Annotated in this window: 15 protein-coding genes; 7 read left to right on the top strand and 8 right to left on the bottom strand. The window is 42.5% G+C overall.

Annotation, left to right across the window (positions count from 1 at the left end):
- Positions 1 to 317 precede the first annotated feature (317 nt).
- A complete protein-coding gene (locus WG905_RS08210) occupies positions 318 to 1,502 on the bottom strand; it encodes a PepSY-associated TM helix domain-containing protein (RefSeq protein ID WP_339591235.1) in 1,185 nt (394 codons plus the stop codon).
- A 216-nt stretch (positions 1,503 to 1,718) separates the two neighbouring features.
- Here WG905_RS08210 and WG905_RS08205 point away from each other — a divergent pair, with 216 nt between their 5' ends.
- Positions 1,719 to 4,115: a TonB-dependent receptor gene (locus tag WG905_RS08205; RefSeq protein ID WP_339591234.1), complete on the top strand. Its 2,397-nt coding sequence runs from the start codon at positions 1,719 to 1,721 to the stop codon at positions 4,113 to 4,115.
- Positions 4,116 to 4,153: 38 nt separating this feature from the next.
- Positions 4,154 to 5,395 carry a DUF4374 domain-containing protein gene (locus tag WG905_RS08200; RefSeq protein WP_339591233.1) on the top strand — a complete coding sequence of 414 codons (1,242 nt, stop codon included), beginning with the start codon at positions 4,154 to 4,156 and terminating at the stop codon, positions 5,393 to 5,395.
- Between the two features lie 51 nt (positions 5,396 to 5,446).
- On the opposite strand, the gene WG905_RS08195 is transcribed toward WG905_RS08200, so the two are convergent.
- The 6 genes from WG905_RS08195 to WG905_RS08170 all read right to left on the bottom strand — a co-directional run bounded on the left by WG905_RS08195 (position 5,447) and on the right by WG905_RS08170 (position 13,959).
- Positions 5,447 to 6,550, bottom strand: coding sequence for an acyltransferase family protein (locus tag WG905_RS08195; protein ID WP_339591232.1), 1,104 nt, complete (start codon positions 6,548 to 6,550; stop codon positions 5,447 to 5,449).
- A gap of 289 nt (positions 6,551 to 6,839) precedes the next feature.
- Entirely contained in the window at positions 6,840 to 7,370 is a 531-nt protein-coding gene (locus tag WG905_RS08190) for a DinB family protein (protein ID WP_339591231.1), read from the bottom strand.
- A 53-nt stretch (positions 7,371 to 7,423) separates the two neighbouring features.
- Complete coding sequence (locus tag WG905_RS08185) at positions 7,424 to 8,929, bottom strand: SusD/RagB family nutrient-binding outer membrane lipoprotein (RefSeq protein WP_339591230.1); 1,506 nt, start codon at positions 8,927 to 8,929, stop codon at positions 7,424 to 7,426.
- Between the two features lie 18 nt (positions 8,930 to 8,947).
- Positions 8,948 to 12,265, bottom strand: a complete 3,318-nt coding sequence (locus WG905_RS08180) for a SusC/RagA family TonB-linked outer membrane protein (RefSeq protein ID WP_339591229.1) — start codon at positions 12,263 to 12,265, stop codon at positions 8,948 to 8,950.
- A 19-nt stretch (positions 12,266 to 12,284) separates the two neighbouring features.
- Complete coding sequence (locus WG905_RS08175; protein ID WP_339591228.1) at positions 12,285 to 13,364, bottom strand: FecR family protein; 1,080 nt, start codon at positions 13,362 to 13,364, stop codon at positions 12,285 to 12,287.
- Between the two features lie 61 nt (positions 13,365 to 13,425).
- On the bottom strand, positions 13,426 to 13,959 hold the full coding sequence (locus WG905_RS08170) for an RNA polymerase sigma-70 factor (RefSeq protein ID WP_339591227.1): 534 nt from the start codon (positions 13,957 to 13,959) through the stop codon (positions 13,426 to 13,428).
- Between the two features lie 175 nt (positions 13,960 to 14,134).
- On the opposite strand from WG905_RS08170, the gene WG905_RS08165 reads away from it, so the two are divergent.
- Complete coding sequence (locus WG905_RS08165) at positions 14,135 to 14,722, top strand: methyltransferase family protein (RefSeq protein WP_339591226.1); 588 nt, start codon at positions 14,135 to 14,137, stop codon at positions 14,720 to 14,722.
- Here WG905_RS08165 and WG905_RS08160 read toward each other — a convergent pair.
- Positions 14,719 to 15,594, bottom strand: a complete 876-nt coding sequence (locus WG905_RS08160; protein ID WP_339591225.1) for a helix-turn-helix transcriptional regulator — start codon at positions 15,592 to 15,594, stop codon at positions 14,719 to 14,721. The genes WG905_RS08165 and WG905_RS08160 overlap by 4 nt on opposite strands.
- Before the next feature lie 168 nt (positions 15,595 to 15,762).
- On the opposite strand from WG905_RS08160, the gene WG905_RS08155 reads away from it, so the two are divergent.
- The 4 genes from WG905_RS08155 to WG905_RS08140 all read left to right on the top strand — a co-directional run bounded on the left by WG905_RS08155 (position 15,763) and on the right by WG905_RS08140 (position 21,911).
- Positions 15,763 to 18,171, top strand: a complete 2,409-nt coding sequence (locus WG905_RS08155; protein WP_339591224.1) for a TonB-dependent receptor — start codon at positions 15,763 to 15,765, stop codon at positions 18,169 to 18,171.
- A 31-nt stretch (positions 18,172 to 18,202) separates the two neighbouring features.
- Positions 18,203 to 19,504, top strand: a complete 1,302-nt coding sequence (locus WG905_RS08150; RefSeq protein WP_339591223.1) for a DUF4374 domain-containing protein — start codon at positions 18,203 to 18,205, stop codon at positions 19,502 to 19,504.
- Between the two features lie 193 nt (positions 19,505 to 19,697).
- On the top strand, positions 19,698 to 20,531 hold the full coding sequence (locus WG905_RS08145; protein WP_339591222.1) for a sugar phosphate isomerase/epimerase family protein: 834 nt from the start codon (positions 19,698 to 19,700) through the stop codon (positions 20,529 to 20,531).
- 93 nt (positions 20,532 to 20,624) lie between these two features.
- On the top strand, positions 20,625 to 21,911 hold the full coding sequence (locus WG905_RS08140) for a hemolysin family protein (protein WP_339591221.1): 1,287 nt from the start codon (positions 20,625 to 20,627) through the stop codon (positions 21,909 to 21,911).
- Positions 21,912 to 21,921: the final 10 nt, after the last annotated feature.

The following is a 21,921-nucleotide window of genomic DNA, read 5'->3' as shown; positions in this document are numbered from 1 at the left end:
GCGTTTTACTTCTTAATAGCTGATATTTTTCTTTTAACGGTTAACCTGATCAACTCAATCGATTCATGCGCTTATTTGTGAAACATACGACAATCAAATTAAGAAAAGAAATCAAGCAATAAAATCAGTAAAAAAGGGCAAAGCTATAAAACAGTATAAAAAACTTCTTTCCATACTTCAACATCACGTAAACCGGCACAGTGAGTGCTAGCCATGATAATAGGTGCCATATTCCCGTTCCAAGAATAGCCAGGATCAAACCTGTCATTGTTACAAAGGCCATCCAAATAGGCATTCCCCATAACTTTAAAAAATTATTACTTTTCATTATCATTTTCTTCCGTTATAGACAGCGTCATCAACTCCGAATTCTCTGTAAATCTTGCTAATTGTGCTGCTTTGGCTTTGCGCCTTGCGAACCATAGATAAAGCCCTGATATCAGAACGAAAATAGAAGCAATATCAAATACTGCCCAAAGTATCTTCAATGGGATGCCGCCATAATCGCCGAAATGAAAGGGCTGCGAAATATAAATGGTTTTCAAATACCAGGGCAGGTCCCTGATATCAGTTAATTTTCCCGTTTTGGCATCTATTAGGGCAGGTTTAATGATCCGGGAAGTTAAAGGTGAAGTTCCCTTCATGAACACGGCGTAATGGTGTTTACTGGAAAAGGGTGTTCCGGGGTAGGCAACAAAAGACATTTCCATGCCTGGGGCGGCCTTTTTGGCTTCTTCAACGGCAGCATCAATCGAACTTAAGGAGCCATCTTTTACCGCTGGTACATCTTTATATTCTGCCACCATTTCAGCAAGCTCGCCGTTTCTCCATAAATCAATTGCAGGATCTGCAAGGGTATTGATTACGCCGGTTAAACCCACAACAGCAACCCAGGCAAGGGTAACGATTCCAAGCATATTATGCATGTCAAGCCACCTCAGCCGGTCAGATTTTTCAGTCCTGATCATGCCAAAATTAAAACGCCTCATGATCGGGCTATATAATACCACACCCGAAACAAGGGCAGCCATAAATAGCAGCCCCATCACTCCGAGGAATAACTTTCCAGGTAAACCAGCGAGCATTTCCACATGCAGGTAATACATGATGTGCATAAAATCAGCTTCACTTGGTGTTGAAAGCAGGACTTTCCCCGTCCGCTGGTCCATGGTCATGTAATGATCGGCTTCCAGTGGAGCCGAAGCAGAGTCAGCTAAAGTGAGAAACATCTGGTGTGGAGATTCCTTTTCATCCCAGAAAATATATTTCATCACTTTACCGGGATGTTGGTCTAAGGCCGCTTTCAGCACCTGGTCCTTTGTTATCGGCGGTGTCTCGGCAGGTACCTCAGGAAGGGCGAGGCTATGACCGAAATATTCTTCAATTTCATGACTAAAAATCAGTGGAAGCCCTGTAACACATAACATTAACAGAAATAAGGTACAGATCAGGCTTGTCCATTTGTGAATGTTAAACCACTTCTTAATTGTTTGCGCTTTCATAAATTTTTGAATATAACTAGCCTTAGCCAAAAATTATTGGTGTTTGATGGCAACGAAAGTACTATTTAAAATCATTCTAAACAAATTATATAGAATCATTCTAAATATTGAATAAAAGATGTAATATTGCAAACCGAACAAAATGTTATTCGGCGCTAAGGCGATTACGGCTTTATAAACAAAATAATGATTGCAAACCCTGGCTATTTAAAATTTATGAGGAACTATTGCGCACCTATTCTATTGGTCAGCATCTTAATGACTGGATTTGTGTCTTTTGGTCAGTCCCCTAACCGAACAATTACAGGAAAGGTCGTGGATGAGAACAACAACCCAATAGCGGATGTAACGATAAGCTTAAAAGGAAATGAAGCACACACATCAACCCTCGATAACGGACAATTCAGCCTTTCAGCTCCTGTAGGTACCTATGAACTAGAATTATCGCTGGTCGGTTATAAAAAGCAAACCCTAAAAGTCCGCGTAGTGCCGGGCAGCGACCTGTCTTTAAATACAATCATCCTCCAAAGCCAGGATAATGAACTTGAGGAGTTAACCATTGAGGGGAAAACCAAGGCAAAAGCGCTTAAAGAGCAGGCCTTTAATATCAATGTCATTGATGCCAAAAAACTATACAACAGTTCTGCAGATTTAAACCAGGCTTTGAATAAAACCTCAGGCGTCCGTGTTCGTGAAGATGGTGGCGTAGGCTCTAATTTCAGCTTTTCCTTAAATGGTTTCTCGGGTAAACAGGTGAAGTTTTTCCTGGATGGCATACCTATGGATAATTTCGGGTCTTCCCTGACACTGAACAATTTCCCGATCAATATGGCCGAAAGGATTGAGATTTATAAAGGCGTCCTTCCCATTCATTTAGGGGCAGATGCTTTAGGTGGGGCAGTAAATTTGGTCACCAGAAGCAATCCGAATTTCCTGGATGTTTCCTACGGTTACGGCTCCTTCAATACCCACAAAGCTGCGCTCAGCCATGCTTACACGAATGGCAAAACAGGCTTCACAATTCGCACCAATGCATTTTACAACTTTTCGGATAACAACTATAAAGTGAATGTCAACCCAATTGTCCTTTCTGGTGCGCAATCCGGTCAAAGAGCCCCGACACAGGAAGTCGAGCGGTTTCATGATGGTTATGAGTCTGCTACTGTGCAAGTGGAAGCGGGTGTTTCCGGTAAAAGATATGCTGACCAGTTACTAATTGGTGTGATTGCTTCAGGCAACGATAGAGATATTCAAACCGGTGTGACCATGGACCAGGTTTTCGGGGCAAGAACTTCTACTTCCAATTCACTCATTCCTACTTTAAAGTATAAAAAGGCCGACCTGTTTATTAAGGGTCTGGACCTGAGCTTATATACAGCATATAACAGGAGTAACCATAAATTTATCGATACCACCAGGCTTAAATTCAACTGGTTGCAGGAAACCATCCCAACCAGCACTGCCGAGTTGAGCAGGTCACAGCTGAAGAATAAGGATAAGGAAGGGCTCATCACAGCAAATCTTGCCTATGCACTTCATCAAAATCATGCGGTGTCTTTCAATTATGTGATGACGGATTTCAGAAGAAAATCAAGTGATGTAGAAAATCCAAACAATGTGACTTTTTTGTATCCTCAAGAGCTGAATAAGCAAATCATGGGACTTGCCTGGCAGGCAAATTACGATAAATTCACAGCTACGGCATTCTCGAAGCTCTATCTTTTGGATGCAAATTCCTTTGAGCAGGTGGCTAATGGTACGGGCGTGGCCAGCTATCAGGAGTCAACCACCAAAACAAATGAAATAGGGTATGGTGCCGCAATGGCTTATTTCTTATTACCAAAATTGCAGGCTAAGGCATCTTTTGAACATACGTACCGTCTGCCCGAGGCTGTGGAGCTTTTAGGTGATGGTTTATATACGAGAAGAAATGCTGCGCTGAAACCTGAAAGCAGCGACAATATCAACCTTGGTGTTTTGTATGCCTTTGATTTCACTACGGATCATAGCGTTAACCTGGAAGCCAACTACATTTTTAGAAATGCCCAAGATTACATCCGCCTGGATCAGGCACAAACGCAACCGATCGACAGGCAATATGTTAATATTGGCGATGTAAGGACCAATGGGGTGGAAGGTGAAATCAGGTATTCCTGGGAAAACAAGTTCCAGGCAAGTCTTAATGTCACCTATCAAAATATCATCGACAAAGAGCGGTTCCTGAGCAGTACTAATTTAACGGGCACGACCACAACGCCAAATCGTGGTTATGGCTATCGCATTCCAAATATGCCCTACCTTTTTGGGAATGCTGATGTGGGTTACACTTTTAACAAGATTGGAACAAGTAATAACAACCTAAGCATCAATTACAGCCTCAATTATGTAGAGAAGTATTATTTGACACCGCAGCATCTTGGCACAGGCAATCAGGATGTAATTCCAAGTCAGTTCGCCCATAACGTGATGGCTAATTACACGGTGAAAAACGGAAAATATAATATTTCTCTTGAATGCCGAAACCTCGCAGACAATAACTTATTCGATAACTACAAACTTCAAAAACCGGGACGGTCGGTTTTCCTTAAACTCAGGTATTTTATCAGTAATTAACTCAAATTTTTACCAGTCATTAACTTAAATCAGAAAAAATGTATTCAATAAAAGGACTAATCAAAGCCACGCTTTTCGCCGCACTGGCCACCGTGGCTGTCTCTTGTAGCAAAGATGACAATAACGACACTACACCTGTAGTACCCGATGGATCAAAAGTTTATATCTTGGGTGTAGGTGTAACTACGGCCACCGCAACCACCAACTATGTGGTGCAGACAAGCGACCTGATGCAAGGAAAAATTACCTTAACCAATAACGGAATCCTCCAGGAGGGATATCGCGACTATGGTTTTGGTGGTAACACTTTTTACAGCATTGGTGGGTTAGGGGTTACAGATGTGAACGCTATCACACTTGATGCAGGCAAATTAGCGACTAAAACTGGCCTTACCTTTGAATTGGCTAATAACGACTTCATTGATGTAGATGGTACAGGAAAAACCATGCTCGGGATATCAATACCGGTGAGCCCTGCAGAAGGCTTAAATGCGAAGTTTTATACTGTAGACATTGCAGCGAATACGATCAGTGGCAGAGGCGATGTACCCATGAATGACATTTATCCAAGTAACCAGGATTGGCTTTTCCACTCTGGCCTGCAGGTCAGGGGTCCACAAATCTTTCATACATTTTACCCCGCTGATTATACAACTTATGCAACAAAAAACACAGATGCAGTGTATGTAGCCATTTACAGTTATCCAGGCTTTAAATTAGAGAAAGTGATTACAGATACCCGTACAGGCCCTGCAGGTGCTTTTAATACAAGATCTGGATTGTTTAAAACGGAAGCCGGTGATCTTTATACCGTTTCTACCACCAGTTATGCAAACGGTTATAGCCAATCCACCAAACCAGCGGCAGTACTAAAAATTAAAGCGGGTACAACAGAGTTTGATAAAGATTATTATTTCGGTACGGATACAGCTACCAATGGCGGTAAAATTGCGCATGCCATCTATATTGGTAATGGAAAATTGTTTGCTGCAGTCAGTACGGTGCCTCCAACTATTGCGGATAGGTGGGCGGATAATAATTTAAGGTTAGCGATTGTTGATTTAAATGCGAAAACCATTAAGCCGGTTGCTAACTCTCCAATTTATAAAGGTGATGGCGGAAGAAGCTTTGCTGCTTTATTAGATGAAGGAAAGGTATATTCTGCTATTACTGTTAACGGTGTAACTCATATTTACCAGACAGATATTGCAACTGCAACCACAATAAAAGGTGCAGAAGTAGAAGGAAGTTTTATCGGTGGTATTGCCAGGTTAAAATAAATGAGGGCCTTTTCTGCCTGGCTGCATTTGTGGCTGGGCATTATAGCTTTGCTATCCCTTCTTCCTTTTGTCATTCAAATACTTCCTGATCGGCTCATCATAAAACACCATCACCAGGTAAGCAAAACCTAACAATAACAATGTCCCGATGATGATGATCAAAGTAAGCAGGGGAGTTTCTGGCTTATAAGTGTTGTAATAGTTGTAAAACACCCAGATGGCCATGTAGTGTGTCATGTAAAGGGGATAAGATATCCTGCCGGAAAATTCACAAAGCTTCTTCAATCCTTGTGATACCCTGGCTCCGGCGCCCAAGGCTACCAATAAAGGAAAGTAAAAGAGCACGGTCAACAATTGAGTCACCCAGCTCGACTCATTATATGGAACCAAAAAGGCAATGACCAGCAATACGGACAGACCAGCAAAACCCAATTTTGATTTAATGATTAAATTAGCTCGATAAATCAGCAGGCCCGCTAAAAACGAGTATAATATACGAACACCGCCCTCCCAGAAGTTTTCACCAGCCCAGCCGCCCGTGGTTCCGCCTGCACGATAACCAATATAACAAAGCAGTACGGCTGATATAATCGTTAAAGAAACCAAAAGGTACTTGCCAATTTTGTAAAGACCAAAAGCATAAACAATATTTGCCACGTATTCCCAATACAAGGACCAGGCAGGCGCGTTTAAACCGAAATTATTAAATGCCCGCTCTTCCATGACCGGAAAGGGGATCAGCAGGATGGAACTCAAAAATATTAAAAAGATTTTTCCGGCACTATAGGTTTCTGCCTGACCACTAAAGGGGTCAAAGAGAAAAGCCAACAAGCCTAATAGCGTACCTAAGATCACCAGGGGCTGGAGCCTGATGAGCCTGGATTTAAAAAACTCCATAACGCCCATTTTTTTAATGCGGTCATCATAAGCGTAACCAATGACAAAACCTGATAAACAGAAGAAAAAATCTACTGCCAGGAAGCCATGTGCAATAAAATTCTTGTTGACAGGAATAGCCATTTCCATAAAATGAAAAACCACGATGGCCAGCGCTGCTACTCCTCTTAATCCATCCAGGATTTCAAAATGCTGTTTACTTTTTAAAAGTTCTTGCTTGGGTTGTAATAGTTCGGTGCTCAGATTTGTGGTCTCCATTGGTGCTGTTTATATCAGGCTAGCTTGATTTCTTGCCTTTATTAAGGTCGCAAGGTTACTGAATTATAAAGTTTCTCGCAAATTTATGCCTCGGCAACATGACCTTCATCCAAATGAATCAAAATAAAACCTTGCTTAACAAGCTTCTCAGGCATCTTAAGCGCAGCTGTTTTTTGATTCCGAAAAAAAATCCCTGGAAATATTGATTCCCAGGGATTGAAGTGTTGAAACCGCATTGCTAAATTCATGAGGGCAATAGCGGCGGTAAATGATTGTACCTTTAAATAACTTAAAATAGTTTTTCAGCAGGAGGTTTTACGCCAGCCAAACGAAGGTAAACGGTGGTTTGACCCCTGTGGTGTGTCTGGTGTTCGAAGCTTTTGTTTACCGCATCTTCTTTGGTTAATTCGAACCGCCCAAAAAGTTTGATATTTCCCTTATATTGTTCAGGGGTAGCTTTCTGAATGTTGCTGATCACAAAGTCATAGCTGTCAAGAACGGCTTTAGTCACAGCAGCTTTAGACTGATCTGTTGCTTTTTCAAGCTCACCCGGGGCAACCGGACTTTTTACACCAAAAGCGGCAGCGATGAAGCCATAATTTCCATCCGAAAGGTGGAGCAGTTGTCCCGCAAATGAGCGCATCTCCGGCGTTGGTTTCAAAGCATAGCCCGTTTCTGGCATGGCATCTAAGTATTCTTTAGTGTATGCTTTTGCTCTTTCCCAGTCTTTAATCAGATCTTGTTTCTTGCTTTGCGCTTGAACCAGCGTTGAAAAAGCCATGAACAAACATAGCATTGAAAATAATTTTACTGCTTTCATATGAATTGATTTTACAGGGACAAATTTGCTGTTTTCAAATTACATTAACTATTTTACTTTTTATCCCACCATACCTTCGAAAGAAAGGAGTCGCCATTACTCAGTCTGCCAACTGCTTCCTTGTAATTGGCATTGTTAAGCTGCGCCTCCCTGGTTGAATAGATGGCCCTGCGCGGAATTTTGCCTCCTGTAGAACCTGGGTTGCTGCCAGGCGTTAATACCGGATAACCGTTTCTGCGCCATTCTGCAAAAGCTTCATAGTTTCTTCCAAACAAGTGGATCCACTTCTGTGTCATGATTTTTTCCAGTTTCTGGTCATCTGTTAACCCTGTAAATGATAGTACGGAGGTGTTGTATGCCGGAGGCACCGTATTGATGGCATAAGGTGGTAGCTGTAACGCTGCGGCTACGCCAGCTTTAAAGAAACCTTCCGCAGCTGCGTTTGTTAAACCCCAACCCAGTAAGGCCGCTTCAGCTTTGAAAAAGCTGACCTCAGCATAGGTCAATGCATATACAGGAATTGGTGCAAAGGCTGCACTGAACCAGGTGTTTAAAGATGGAGTGGAGTAATTATCCCTGATCACCTGTGATAACTGGGCATCCGTTAAGGCAGCCCCTAAACCTACATGATTGGGTGCCCCTGCTTTAACACTGTTCACGGTGGGCTGGGCTAAAAGTGGCAGTCGCGGGTCATTGTATTCTTTTAATTTATCAATCAATGGCGCTGCAAGATACCTTAAATCCGAACTTCCAGTCTGGAATTGCCTAAGTGTAGGGTTTGTATTTATAGGTTGTGCATTGTTAAACGTAGGCACCGCTGCATTATCTGTATTTGCTGTGAAAAGTAAAGCGGGGTTTGCCATTGCAGCCTCTACGGTCGCCTTGGCCAGCGCAGGGTTTGCATAACGAAGGCGCATGCCTAAACGCAGTTTCAAGGAATTGCCAAATTTGCGCCATTGCGGAATACTTCCTTTATAGAAGAAATCTGCGGTACCATAACTTTCATCATTATCAGTTAATTGAGCCAAAGCGTTGTTCAAATCTGAGATAAGCGCAGCATAAATAGCCTCCTGAGTGTCAAAAGGGGCTATGACCTGAACTTCAACAGGATTTTTTGTGATCTGGGAATAAGGAATATCTCCAAAAAGATCGGTCAGACGTTGCCAGATGCTGATCTCATAAATCTTGGCAATGGCCAGTTTTGAGCGGCCAGATGGATCGCCTTCCTTGCCTTTTAGCTCTAAAGTAATTTGGGTTAAATCTCTGATCAATGAATAATGTTGTTCCCAGATGACATCTTCAGCAGACTCCAGGTACCTGGAAACAGGTACGACTGGGCCACCTGCCCAATGTTGGATCCATGACCCGAATTTATTATTTGGCAATTCGCCACCTTCAGCAAAGGTTCCGTCTTTCAAAACCCTCGAAAATACCAGTGCCGGATCTATGGTAACTACAGAAGTAGGGGGTGTATTTAGTTTTTCAAAATCTTTAGTACAGGAACTTAGTCCTAAAACAACAGTAAAACTGTATAGTACTATCTTATTAATATATTTCATCAGCAAGTTGTTATTCCGTTAAAAGCCTATACTTAAATTAAATCCTATATTTCTCAGCATCGGTAAAGAAGTAGATTCTATACCGATAGAAGAGTTGGCGGTATTAAATGCCGATGCTTCCGGTGAAAATCCATCTGTTTTGCGTTGGAAATAGAATAGGTTCCTGCCATAAAGGCCAAGGGCTACATTTTTTATTTTTGAGGTAGGAAGGTACTTTGTCGGCAGCTGGTAACGAAGACTCAACTCACGCATGGCAATATAACTTCCATCATTCAGCATTTCTTCAGAAACCATCACCTCCTTATCGCTGGCTACCATGTTCCAGTAGTCCTGTGCTTTCACAGCTATGGTGTTTTCTACGCCGGTCCCAGACCAGCTGCCATCTGCATTTTTCTTGCCGACTATCCCTGAAGCCACATAACTGCCATCCCTGCCTTCTACCGTTTTATTGGTCGTTCCATAAATAATTTGCTCTCTGTTGCTTTGCGAGAAGATCATTCCGCCTTGCCTGATGTCGACCAGGGCATGTAAGCTTAGACCTTTATAAGTGAAAGTGTTGAAAAAGCCACCCAACCAGGTCGGTTGTGCATTACCTATTCTTTCCACAACCCTTCCGGTACTGCGCAACGGAAGACCGGTAACAGGGTCAATCAGGCGATTGCCATTTTCATCTTTCAACCAGGCAAATTGTGTTCCAATCAGCTCGCCGAAAGGGCGTCCAACCTGTGCTACCACATTGATTCCGCGGTCAGATCCCATTAAGAAGGTTTCTACACCCGGCGCTAACGACAATACCTTGTTTTCATTTTTATTGAAGTTGAAAGTCGTTTTCCAGGTAAAGCCAGAAGCGGTTTTTATAGGCGTTGCATTTAAGGAAAACTCAATTCCACGGTTTCTGATTTCTCCGGCGTTGATCCGCATCACATTGAACAAGCTTGACGGTGCAATGGGCACATCCAGGATTTGATCTTCCGTGGAGGCCTGGTAAAGCGTGAAGCTTAAACCTAATCGCCCTCCCCACAGCTCCAGGTCAGAACCGAACTCAATGGAAGTAGTCAGCTCATTCTTGAGGTTGTTATCAGGGATAACCGAAGTAAAAGAGGCCAGTGGCACACCACCATGCGAAAATTGGTCAAGGCTGTAAGTTCCTGTTAGCTGGTAAGGGTTGCCGGAACTCCCTGCTTGTGCCCATGAACCCCTAAATTTAAGGTAACGAACCGTATTGCCTGCAAAACCAAAGGCGTCTGAAGCAATAAAGCTGGCACTGGCAGAAGGATAAAAGAAAGAGTTATTGTCGCTGTTAAGTGTCGAAGACCAGTCGTTTCTTGCGGATAAATCCAGGTACAAATAGTCTTTGTAACCCACTTGTCCGGAACTATAAACCGAATTGATTTTCGATTCCACCAGGTTAAACACGTAGGAATTGGTAAGCGTATTGTTAATGGCATAAAGGTTAGGTACCACAAACTGGTTACCGGTGTTTCCAGTCTGGCGTAAATAACGGCTCAGGTGACTGGCACCAAGGTTCAAAGTAACGCTGAAATCATTATTCAGCTTAAAATTACTGTTCAGTAAGGCATCAAAATTGTCCTCACGCACCCTAATCACGTTTTCACTCATGTCGCCTTTACGGTTTAAACTTTGATACGTGTTTATTGAGCGGTACCTTAATCGTTGATCCGTATAAAAATCAGTTCCTCCCGTAGTGCTTAACTTTAACCAGGGTTCAATATCATAAGACAATCTCAGGAATCCGATGACGCGGTCCCTGCGGTCTGTATTATTGGTTTCATTAATGGTCCAGAAAGGGTTGGCCGTAGAACTGTTGGTGGCATAAGTTTTCTCCAGTCCGGGTACAGGATTAGAATAACCCAGCTGCTTTGACACATCTTCGGCGGTCCATTTATACTGTCCTAATATATCCATGGGTATGCTTCTTGGCTGACTGATCAGCAAATATGCCGGGTTATCAGAGGCGTCCGACAAAGTAGGCCTGTTGACGGCGTCCTGGATAATGTAGTTTAACTTAGCGTCCACTTTGAACTTATCGGTGATGGATGCTTGCGTCCGCAGGTTAAAGTTGTTTTTCTTTATCGTATTGCTGGGCACATAACCATCCACATAAGTATTGGCATAAGAAAGGCGGTAGTTAACTTTCTCATTGCCTCCCTCTACACTCAGGTTATTGATAAATTGTTTTTCCGGTTCAAAAAAACCAGTATAGGTATCTGATTGCGGGCTGAAAGAAAGCATATTTCCCCATGGGTCTTCGTAAGCCTGGCCTTCCATTTTTGGCCCCCAGCTTGATCTGGTTAAACGGTCGCGGCCCCCGCCCAATTTTGGCGTTCCGGTGAAACCTCCAGCTATCGCTTGTTGCATGGTCACTAGGGTACCATCCGACTTTCTAAAATGGGTGAAATCGCCATTTAAGCCTTGTCCGTAGATATTCTGAAAATCTGGAGCTACCAGTGCATTGCCTATGGAAAAGTCTGAATTGAACTGGATATTCATCCCTTTACCTGCCTTACCAGCTTTAGTGGTAATCAGGATGACGCCATTGCTTCCACGCTGTCCATATAATGCGGCCGCATTGGGGCCTTTAAGTACAGACATGGTTTCTATATCATCCGGATTGAGGTTGGAAACTCCATCGCCATAATCCGTTCCTCCGGTACTGCTTGCTGCACCAATGTTCTGATTGTCGATCGGTACACCATCCACCACATATAGCGGCTGACTATTACCGATTAAGGAGTTATTGCCCCTGATGACAACTTTGGAGGAACCGCCGGATCCTGAGGATGCACGGCTTACCTGTACGCCAGAAACTTTTCCAGAAAGGGAATTGGCCACATTTACCTCGGCCCCCTGGGTCAGTTCATTGCCTTTCAGTTCAGCGATACTATAGCCAATTGCTTTTTTATTTCGTTTGATTCCGAGTGCAGTAATCACCACATCATCCAGCCTTGTGGCATCCTCTTCCAGGTCTACTGCAATCGACAGTTTATCCAACAGGTTGATCGTATAACCTTCCAATACCTTTGTCTTATAGCCAATGGAAGTAAACGTAAAAGTGTATCCTCCACCAGGAGGAATACCCGTTGCAGCAAACATACCCTGGTTATTCGTGGCAATGGTACTGCTGTAATTTTTGCCTTTGTTTTCGATTTTTACTGATACGCCAGGAAGGCCTCCGCCGGTAGCATCTTTCACCACTCCTGTAACTGAGGCCCCGTTTTGGGCATGTGCTGCACCCGTTAGGAGCATGAGGAGCAGGCCGGTAAGCCACAGACCCTGCATCCGCTTTTTTAAAATTTTGGGTAAAGTTTGTTTCATAGTGTTTTCATTAAGTTGTTTACGGTTGATTTGAAATGGTGGGTTGGTTTTCTTTGGTGTTGGTTTTTAGGCTCAGGTAATAGTGTTGGTCATTTTTGTCGATGGTTAGGTTATTTAATAGCGCAATTTCTTTTAAGATCTTTTCCGCAGCCAGGCTATCCCGTTTAAAATTTCCGGTGAAATACCTGCCTGATAGGTCAATGGCTTTGAAATGAATGTTCGTAGAAAGTTCCTGATTCAATGAATTGAAAATGTTTTCAAGGCTTTGGTTTTTAAAGGAAATGGTGCTTGCGCTAAAAGTTGTGCTTCGCTGCACTTTGATGATCTTCTTGATATTTCCTATGTTGGTATTTGCTAACCTACTGGTCAGGGTATTTTTATTAACCGTCAGCTGTTCACCCGGCTTCAGGTAAATGGGCTTCATTTCTCCTGCTTTTTTGATGTCTCCAGGGCCAATTACCACAAGTCCTTCGTGCAGGTTGATCAGGATATGGTCATCATCTTTGTGGTTGATGATGGTGAAGTCTGTTCCTAAAGCCGTGGTGATGGTTTCCCCGGCATGTACCTTAAAAGGACGACTGACATCTTTTGCTACCTTGAACCTTGCTGCCCCATTCAGGTAAAAGTTGCGCTCATTCCCTTTAAATTTTTCAGGGTAACGGAGTTCACTTCCTGGTTTGAGCAGCACGGTAGAGCCATCACTGATCTTCAGCACAAGCTCTTCCTTCCCATAATTCATTTTGACAAGGTTATGCACAACATCTTTTACCGGTGACTGTAGTGCTGCTGGTTTTTGATAAAGCCACAGGGTTAAACCAAATATGATCAGTAAAGATGCTGCTGCACTCATCCACCATAGGCTAGGAGTTTTAGCCATGGGGAGGCCAAGTTTATGCTTTACCTGCATCAATAGGGCTTCTTTTTTGTCCTGAGCTAACAAGGATTCTTCTTCTTCCTTTAACTCATTCCATGTTTGTTCCGGAAGAAAATCTTCCAGCAGCTCAGGCTGAAGTTTCAAATAATGAGCTACGGCTACGGCTTCTTCAGCTGTACATTTATTTTTAAAAAACTTCAAGATCAGTTCCTTCGTTATCTCCATTGCTTACCATACGTTTGAAATGGAGCTTACCCCTAAGGGATGAAGAAATATATTTATCCTTTTACAGGAAGTGCAATATAATCAGCAGGGGACTAACACTACGCAGGTACTTTAAAGCCAGGGCTATATGATTTTCTACCGTTTTAGGGGAGATGGAGAGTTTTGCCGCAATTTCCTGATGTGAAAGGTGCTCCATCCTGCTCATGATGAAAATTTGCTTTCTTACCGGAGGCATCTGGTCAATGGCCTGGTACACAATTTCAAGTGCTTCTTTGTGCTCCAGGGTGTTTTCAGTGAAAGAATTTTCAATGTGCTGTATGCGTTCCTGATATTTGCGGGAGTTGGCTGTTTTCCTCAACTCATCAATAAATATGGTTTTCGACATACGAAAAAGCTGGGTGCTCAGGCTATGTTCTACAGAAAGCTTGTCTTTTTTCTCCCACAAGCGTATAAAAACCAGCTGAACAACTTCTTCCGCAATTTCCGCGGAGTAACATTGCTTAAAAATGAAAGTATAAATCTTGCCGCTCCAGAAGTGATACGCCAATTCAAAAGCCTTAACGCTGCCGTTTTTTATGGAGAGAACATCATTCATACCTCTTGAAAATTAGAACTTAAAATTGAAATATGCAAATGCCTGCAACCACTGCAGCTATACCGCCCTTGAATTTCAACCAAAAATGATTTGTGAATGAATGTAATTACCTAAAGAATACCTAGATTAACGGGTGCATGAGTAAGTACCGCTTGCAAAAATAATATTTATCACCATGAGAATTTATTTACCCATCATTACCCTATTGATCTTCGGATTAAGCTTTATCTGGAGTTCTGTACGTGTTTACAAGCAGACGGGCATCAATCCGATGCGATTTGGTAAGGAGGATAATGCCCATAACTATATCGGGAAGGTCATGAAAGTTATCATCGCCCTTTTGTTTATTGCAGTGTTTCTGTATGCCTTTGACTGGAACTATGAGTATTTAATACCCATATGGTATTTAGCATTTCCGGCCCTGACGGTCACCGGTTTAATTCTGCTGCATATTTCTTTAGTGTGGATCGTATATGCGCAATTGAGCATGGGAAAATCCTGGCGGATAGGCATTGATACGGAGCATAAGACGCAGTTAGTCACCACCGGGATTTTTTCTTTGTCGCGGAACCCCATCTTTTTGGGCATGATGTGCTGCATTTTAGGCATATTTTTAATTATCCCCAATATGCTCACTTTCTGTATCCTGCTCCTGGCTTACTTTGTAATTCAGATACAGGTAAGATTGGAGGAGGAATTTTTAACCAGACAGCATGAAGCTAGCTACGAGTCTTATAAAAACAGCGTCAGACGCTGGCTTTAAGTTTTATCGTTCTCTTCTGCCAGGCTCTTGATCCGCTGTGGAAGATAGCCGAAATGTTTCTTGAAAGCGCTCGAGAAATAGGAAGCCTGTTTATACCCGCTCTTGTAAGCCACCTCAGCGATTTTATAGTCGCCGGTTTCCAATAGCTTTTTTGCATAGGCCATTCTTTTTGAAATGATATAACTTAATACAGTGGTGTCATTCAAAAGCTTGAAATGCTTTTTTAAATATTGAACATTAGTGCCCGCCATTTTTGCCAATTGATCGAGATTAACCGGCGATTCGGGATGCTCGTCAATATACTTTTTAACAAAAGCAATTTTTTCGACTTCCGCTGCCTTTAAAGAATGAACATCATCTTTTTCGTTTACACTGCGCTGAACCACATAAAGACTGAATAATTCAATCACCTTGGCTTTTAAATATAAGGACCTGAGGTAGTTCTCAAAGGCACAGTTTACAATGTCATGTAATACGCCACTGCTCTTTACATCAATCAGCAGGTTGCAGCTGCATACTGGAGCAAATTCAGCGGGGTCAGCACATTTTAGATTTAAGGGGGAAAGGTATTTTTCAATGAATTCCGCTTTCATTACAATGGCGACAAGGGCATTCGACGTTGATTTTGTTTTAATCTTATAACATGCAGCGGGAAAGGCCAGCAAATTGTATTCACCCTTTTTAAGGTTAAAAGATTGATCTGTAACGGCTGATGCTAACAAACAACTTCCCTCAATTACATAAAATAAGACCTGTACGGCATCTGAGAATGAAAATTCTATCAGGCCTTGTCCATCGTTAATGCGGACCACCTGATATAAAGTATCAGCATCTCTGGTCACGCTCACCTGCTCCAAATTGGATATTAACATAGCAGTGATGCCTGCTTAAACCTTACAAGTTCACTTTTTTCTTTTTTTGCTATTAATATTTCCTTTGTCATCATCTGCGAGTGTATGGAGCCGCTACTTTTGTCAGCGCTGTATTTATTTAGACTTGTTCTAAAGAAGTAAAGGTATAAAAAGGAAACAACTATACAAATGAGATACTGGTTATTACTCACATTAACATTATTACTGCATGCTGCGGCTTATGCACAGCTCAGCCAGATTTCCGGACGAGTAACGGATTTAAATGCTGAGCCTGTTCGGGGCGCAACGGTTACCGTTAAAGGGTTAAACCATCGCGCAGCAACCGACGATAATGGTTTCTTTGCGTTGCAAAATATCAGTTATGGAAACTATACGCTTGAAATCAGTTCTCTAGTTCATGCGACTAAAACATTAAACATCAAGGTTGATGGCAGCAACCGTGCTTTCAACATCACTGTAAAGGAAAAAGACAAAAGAGAGCTGAGTGAAATCTTCGTGATCGGCAAGTCCGAAAAACGCCAGATTGAGGAGAAAGGTTTTGCTGTCAACGTCATTGAAACAAAAGGACTGGATCTTCAGTCTATACAAACCAACGAATTGTTAGACCGGAGCGCGGGTGTGAGAATCCGACAAAGCGGTGGGCTGGGGTCAGCAATTCAATATAATATCAACGGATTGTCTGGGAACTCGATCCGGATATTAATTGATGGTGTACCCATCGCTAATTACGGGGAATCGTTCTCGCTGAACAGTATTCCCGCGGCACTGATCGAGCGCATTGAAGTTTATAAAGGTGTTGTTCCGGCCTATCTTGCTGATGATGCGCTAGGTGGGGCAATCAATATTATCCTCAAAGAGTCACTGCAAAACGCATTGACCACCTCTTATTCCATGGGTTCTTTTAATACCCACCAATGGAACATGACGGGGAACTACCGTGATGTTAAATCTAAGTTTACGGCCAGGGCTTCAGCTTTTTACAACGACACCGATAACAATTATAAGGTTTGGGGGCCAAAAGTTTATATCACTGATGTCAACGGCAAAACAAACCCTGTCACTGCAGAACGCTTCAATGATGCCTATACTTCCATGAGTGGAAAGTTGGATTTCGGATTTACGGACCTGAAATGGGCCGATCAGCTGATGTTCGGGGTGGTTTATTCTGAAATGGAGAAGCAAGTACAGCATGGTGCCACCATGGAAGTGGTGTATGGTGATCGTTCGTATCAGCAAAACACCAATTTGTTTAATTTAACTTATAGCAAAAAGAATCTGTTTGTAAAAGGCCTGGACCTTTCGGTATTTGCTTCCTTTTCGAATCTTAAAAGAAACCTCAGGGATACGGTTGCCAATATTTATAACTGGAACGGCGAGAGAGTCAACTTCAACGGCAAGTATTTCTATCATTCAACGGGTGCACAGGCAGGAAATAAAACCTTGCAGGAAGATAAAGAGCAAAAATACATGACCAGGGCTAACCTTGCTTACGCCATCAATGATCACCATAAATTGACAGCTACCTATCTTTATGATCATTATACGCGTGATCAGGATGATCCATTATTGGCCACTTTTCAAAGGGAGCTCACTGATACACGCTACCTGAACAAGAATATCCTCAGCTTCTCCTATGAGCTGGATGCCTTTGATGAAAAGTTTAAAGCAAACTTGTTTTACAAATACTACCACCTGAATGTAAGGCTTAAAGACCCTGTGAGTACTTCTACAAGGCCCGGCACAACGCCCAGCTATGAGCAATTAATTATAGATCGGAATTTAAACGATCAGGGTTATGGTCTAGCCTTATCATACCAGTTGTTGCCTGCGCTGATGCTTACAGCCTCTGCAGAACAGGCCATCCGGCTTCCTTCCAGTGGTGAGTTGTTGGGTAATAACGCAGAAAATGTGAATGCCGCCTACAACTTAAAACCTGAAAACAGCCTCAATACCAATCTGGGGCTTAACATTGGGCCCTTTCATTTCAACCAGCATAAACTAAGTGCCAATGTAAATGTTTTTATGCGCGATGTAAAGGACATGATCAGACAGGGTGTTCCTAGTCAGCAGTCGGAAACTTATTCTTTCGAAAACCTGGAAAGTGTAACCAGTAAAGGTTTTGATGCCGAATTGAAATATGGATTCAAACACAATTTGCATGTTACCCTTAATGCTTCGGTATTTAATGCCCGTTTTAACACGCAATTCAACCAAAATGGAGCAGCGTACATGTACTACGGCAGCAGGCTGCGCAACGAGCCTTACTTTACCCATAACAGCAATGTGCGCTACGACTTTAAGAACGTCCTTCAAAAGGAAAGCAGGACCGCTGTCTATTATAACTTTGCCTACGTTCATCATTTTTACCGCGATTGGGAAGCCTATGGTGGTAACAACAAGGCAGATATCCCGACACAACAGCTGCACGATGCCGGTATAGCGCATACTTTCCCCAGCCGCAGGTTTGTATTGAGTTTCGATGCCAAGAATATTTCCAACGCCCAGGTATTCGACAATTGGGCATTGCAAAAAGCCGGCAGGGCATTCTACGTAAAAATCAATTATATCTTAAAATAACAATTATAAACACTTCACATTTAATCGCATCATGATGAAACATAACTTGATCAGCACCTTTAAATTTGCCTTATTAGCAGCAATGGCAGTAACTGCCGCAAGTTGCACTAAAAGCAGCGATGGCCCCGATGGCACGGAGCTGACAGATTCTATCCCTTTCCACGTGGCATTTGCTGTTGATCCGGAAGGAAGCTCACAGACCTATGTTCAGGGTTTTAATAACCTGAACAGTGGCAAAATTACTTTCGATGGTTTTGGCTTCGCTGTGCCTTCCACCAGAACGGCCCGCTTTTATGCTTCTAAAGATGGCAAATCCATATATAACCTGGACTATGGCGGCGGTACGGTGACTACACTTGCCTATAATGGCGGACAAAATTATGCGCAGACTGATGTGACCAATGTAGAATTGGCCATGGGTACTAAAAATCCACGGTGGACGAAAGTAAACGAGGAAAATGGTTTGCTGCATAATGTAACCACAAAAATAATTACGCAAAATGCGGATGGTACCGGTGCATATGTAAGGCATTCATCAACGGCTAAGATTGCAAACGTAAAATTTGACGGATTGGAAATCACCAAATCTGTGGAGTTTGAAATTCCTTTTGATGCCGCTGAAGCTGCCGAGGGGATTTATGTATTCAGAATGGATGCCCCGGTTGTGGCTAATGGTAAAGTGTATTATGGTATGGGTAAACAAAAATATGATCCCGCTACTGCCGCAAGGGTGGATATGAAATATAAGGATGTGGCAACTTTAGTGCTTGATTACCCTTCGTTGGAAAACCCAAAAGTGATTAAAACCAGTGTGAATGGTGCCAAAGGTGGAACCTTAGGTTACAGAACACCGGTAAGCCACATTGACGAAAAGGGTGATATTTACCAGATCATCACTGTGTCTGATAAAACTTACGATACACATATCCTGAGAATCAGAAATGGAGCTTATGACGAAAGTTATGATTTCAATCTATCTGACCTGGTAGGTTCGAATACCATCAGCAACGGTTGGTTTTATGTAGAAGGTGGCGTGGGTTATGTGCCTTATGCTAACTCCGATAAGGGATTAACCAGCGAACCGGTGTGGGAAGTTGCCCGTGTTGACCTTTACAATAAGTCGGCAGTGGTGATGGATTTACCTGATAACCTGTGGTTACAACAATACCAGTACAGCATCACCCGTTATGGTAAGTTTTATATGGCTATTGCCCCAGAATCTGGCACAGGTAACATCTATATGTTCGATTATAAATCTACTGCTCCTACAGCTTATACCAAAGGCGCTTCCATTACTTCAAGTGCCGGAACAGCATTTATTGGCATATTCTAACTGACCCGGATTTTAGTGTGACCTTATCGACAGGTTGCCTTGCATTCATGGTGCATTCACCATAACGTATCACTAACGTATTTCTCATGAGGGTATCAAAAGCTTTTGATGTTTTCAATTGTTTTTGTATATTAACGAAACCATTCTAAGGTGATGATAGCTTCATTACTGATGAAAATAAACCTAACCAAATATGAAGAAATTAATTACGGTGTTATTAATGCTGGTTTGCGGCTTTGCTGTTCAGGCACAATCAGTTAAAGACCTTCCCGAGAGTAAATTGGGCTGGAAGATCGGTGTTCAAAGCTATACTTTCAGGCTATTCACTTTTAAGGAAGCGATAGATAAAATCGACAGCTGCGGCGCCAGGTTTATTGAAAGTTTTCCTGGTCAATCTTTGGGTGGTGGTGCTGAAGGAAAGATGGATTATAACATGTCTGCAGCCGAGAGGAAGCTCGTTAAGTCCTGGTTGAAAGACAAAGGTCTTAAAATCGTGAATTATGGTGTAGTGAGTTACAAAACTGAAGCGGAGTGGCTAAAGGTATTTGAATTTGCTAAAGACATGGGTATAGAAACCTTCACCGCTGAGCCAGATACCAAACTCATTGCCTATATTTCTAAATTATGCGACAAGTTTAAAATCAATGTGGCTATCCATAACCATCCGGATCCGTCCTTTTATTGGAACCCTGATGTGGTGTTAAATACCATTAAAGGACAGAGTAAAAGAATGGGCGCCTGTGCAGATATTGGTCATTGGGTGCGCTCGGGTTTAGATCCTGTAGAATCCCTTAAGAAACTGGAAGGTCGTGTGATGGCGATGCACATGAAAGACCTTACTGAAAAAGGCAATAAGAAAGCGCATGACTTGATCTGGGGACAAGGGCAGTCTAATATCAGCGGGGTGGCAGCCGAACTTAAAAGACAAAATTTCAAAGGCATGATCTCTGCCGAATACGAATACAACTGGCGTAACAGTGTGCCTGAAGTAACAGCAAGTATCAAGTATTTGCGAAGCTTGTTGTAAGAAGTGACGTCAGTATCCAATGTAACGATATAAACCAAGATAACAAATGGCCTTGCCTTTTGTTATCTTTGAATAAATCAACAATATTGACCTTTGGAAATTCTGATCATATTCATACTTACCTTATTAAATGGTTTTTTTGCTTTATCAGAAATTGCCCTGGTATCGGTTAAAAAAAGCAGGATAGAATTGCTTGCCGCAGAAGGTAATAAGAGTGCAAAATCCATCCTTATCCTTTTAGAAAAACCGGAAAACTTTTTGTCTTCCGTACAGGTGGGGATCACCCTCATTGGTATTGTTTCTGGTGCTTACGGTGGTGCGGCACTCACTGATGACATGGTTGGCCTGCTTTCCCAGTTTGCTTTTCTTGGCGATTCAGTAGAAACGGTCTCTTTGATTTTGGTGATCGGGGGTATTACTTATTTCACTATCGTTGTCGGTGAACTTGTTCCCAAGACCATTGCCATGAATAATGCTGAAGACATTGCTTTAATCACGGTTCCTATTGTCAGGGCTTTTACCCTAGTGACCTACCCTTTTGTAAAACTGCTATCGGTATCCACAAACTTAATTCTTAAACTCTTTGGCGTAAAGGAGAATGAAGAGGAGAGAATGAGTGAGGATGAGCTGCGGTTTATGCTCAAAACGGCCAGCATTCAGGGGGTTTTGGAAAATGAGGAAAGCCAGGCCATGCAAAACCTGTTCTCTTTTACAGACCGGATGGCAAAATCACTCATGACCCATCGGTCGGAGATTGAATGGATAGACTATAACTGGGATAAAAAGACCATTTTCGATAAAATAAAGGAGCGGTCGCATTCCCGGTTCCTCGTTGGCGATGGCTCAGTTGATCATCCAAAAGGGATCATTTACATCAAAGATCTTCTTGAAAACTTTAACCGGCCGGATTTCCACCTCGACCAGATCATTTCCAAGCCCATATATATCTTAATCAATACCCCGGCATTTAAGATCCTGAGCTTATTCAAGGACAGAAAGCAGTATTTAGGCATTGTGGTAGATGAGTTTGGCAGTGTAAGGGGTTTGATCACGCTGCACGACCTGATTGAGGCTATTGTTGGCGACCTGCCTGACGAAGGGGAGTCTGAAGAACAAAATATCATTAGAAGAGAGGATGGCAGTTATATCCTTAATGGCAGGACCTTAATCTTTGAAATCAACGATTATTTTGGGACAGAAATTATAGAGGATAACATTAAAAATTACGCTACCATCTCCGGTTTTATCATCGATCAACTGAAAGCGATGCCCTTTACCGGGGCCGTTGTTGACTACAATAACTACCGTTTTGAAGTGGTGGATATGGATGGGGTCAGGATTGACCAGGTATTAATGATGGAAAGACCGGGCCTGTTTTAAGGTCAAGGTC

Source organism: Pedobacter immunditicola (assembly GCF_037482985.1).
In the GTDB taxonomy this organism is placed as follows: Bacteria; Bacteroidota; Bacteroidia; order Sphingobacteriales; family Sphingobacteriaceae; genus Pedobacter; species Pedobacter immunditicola.
The sequence above is the reverse complement of the archived record's forward strand: the minus strand, read 5'-3'. Positions and strand labels throughout refer to the sequence as shown.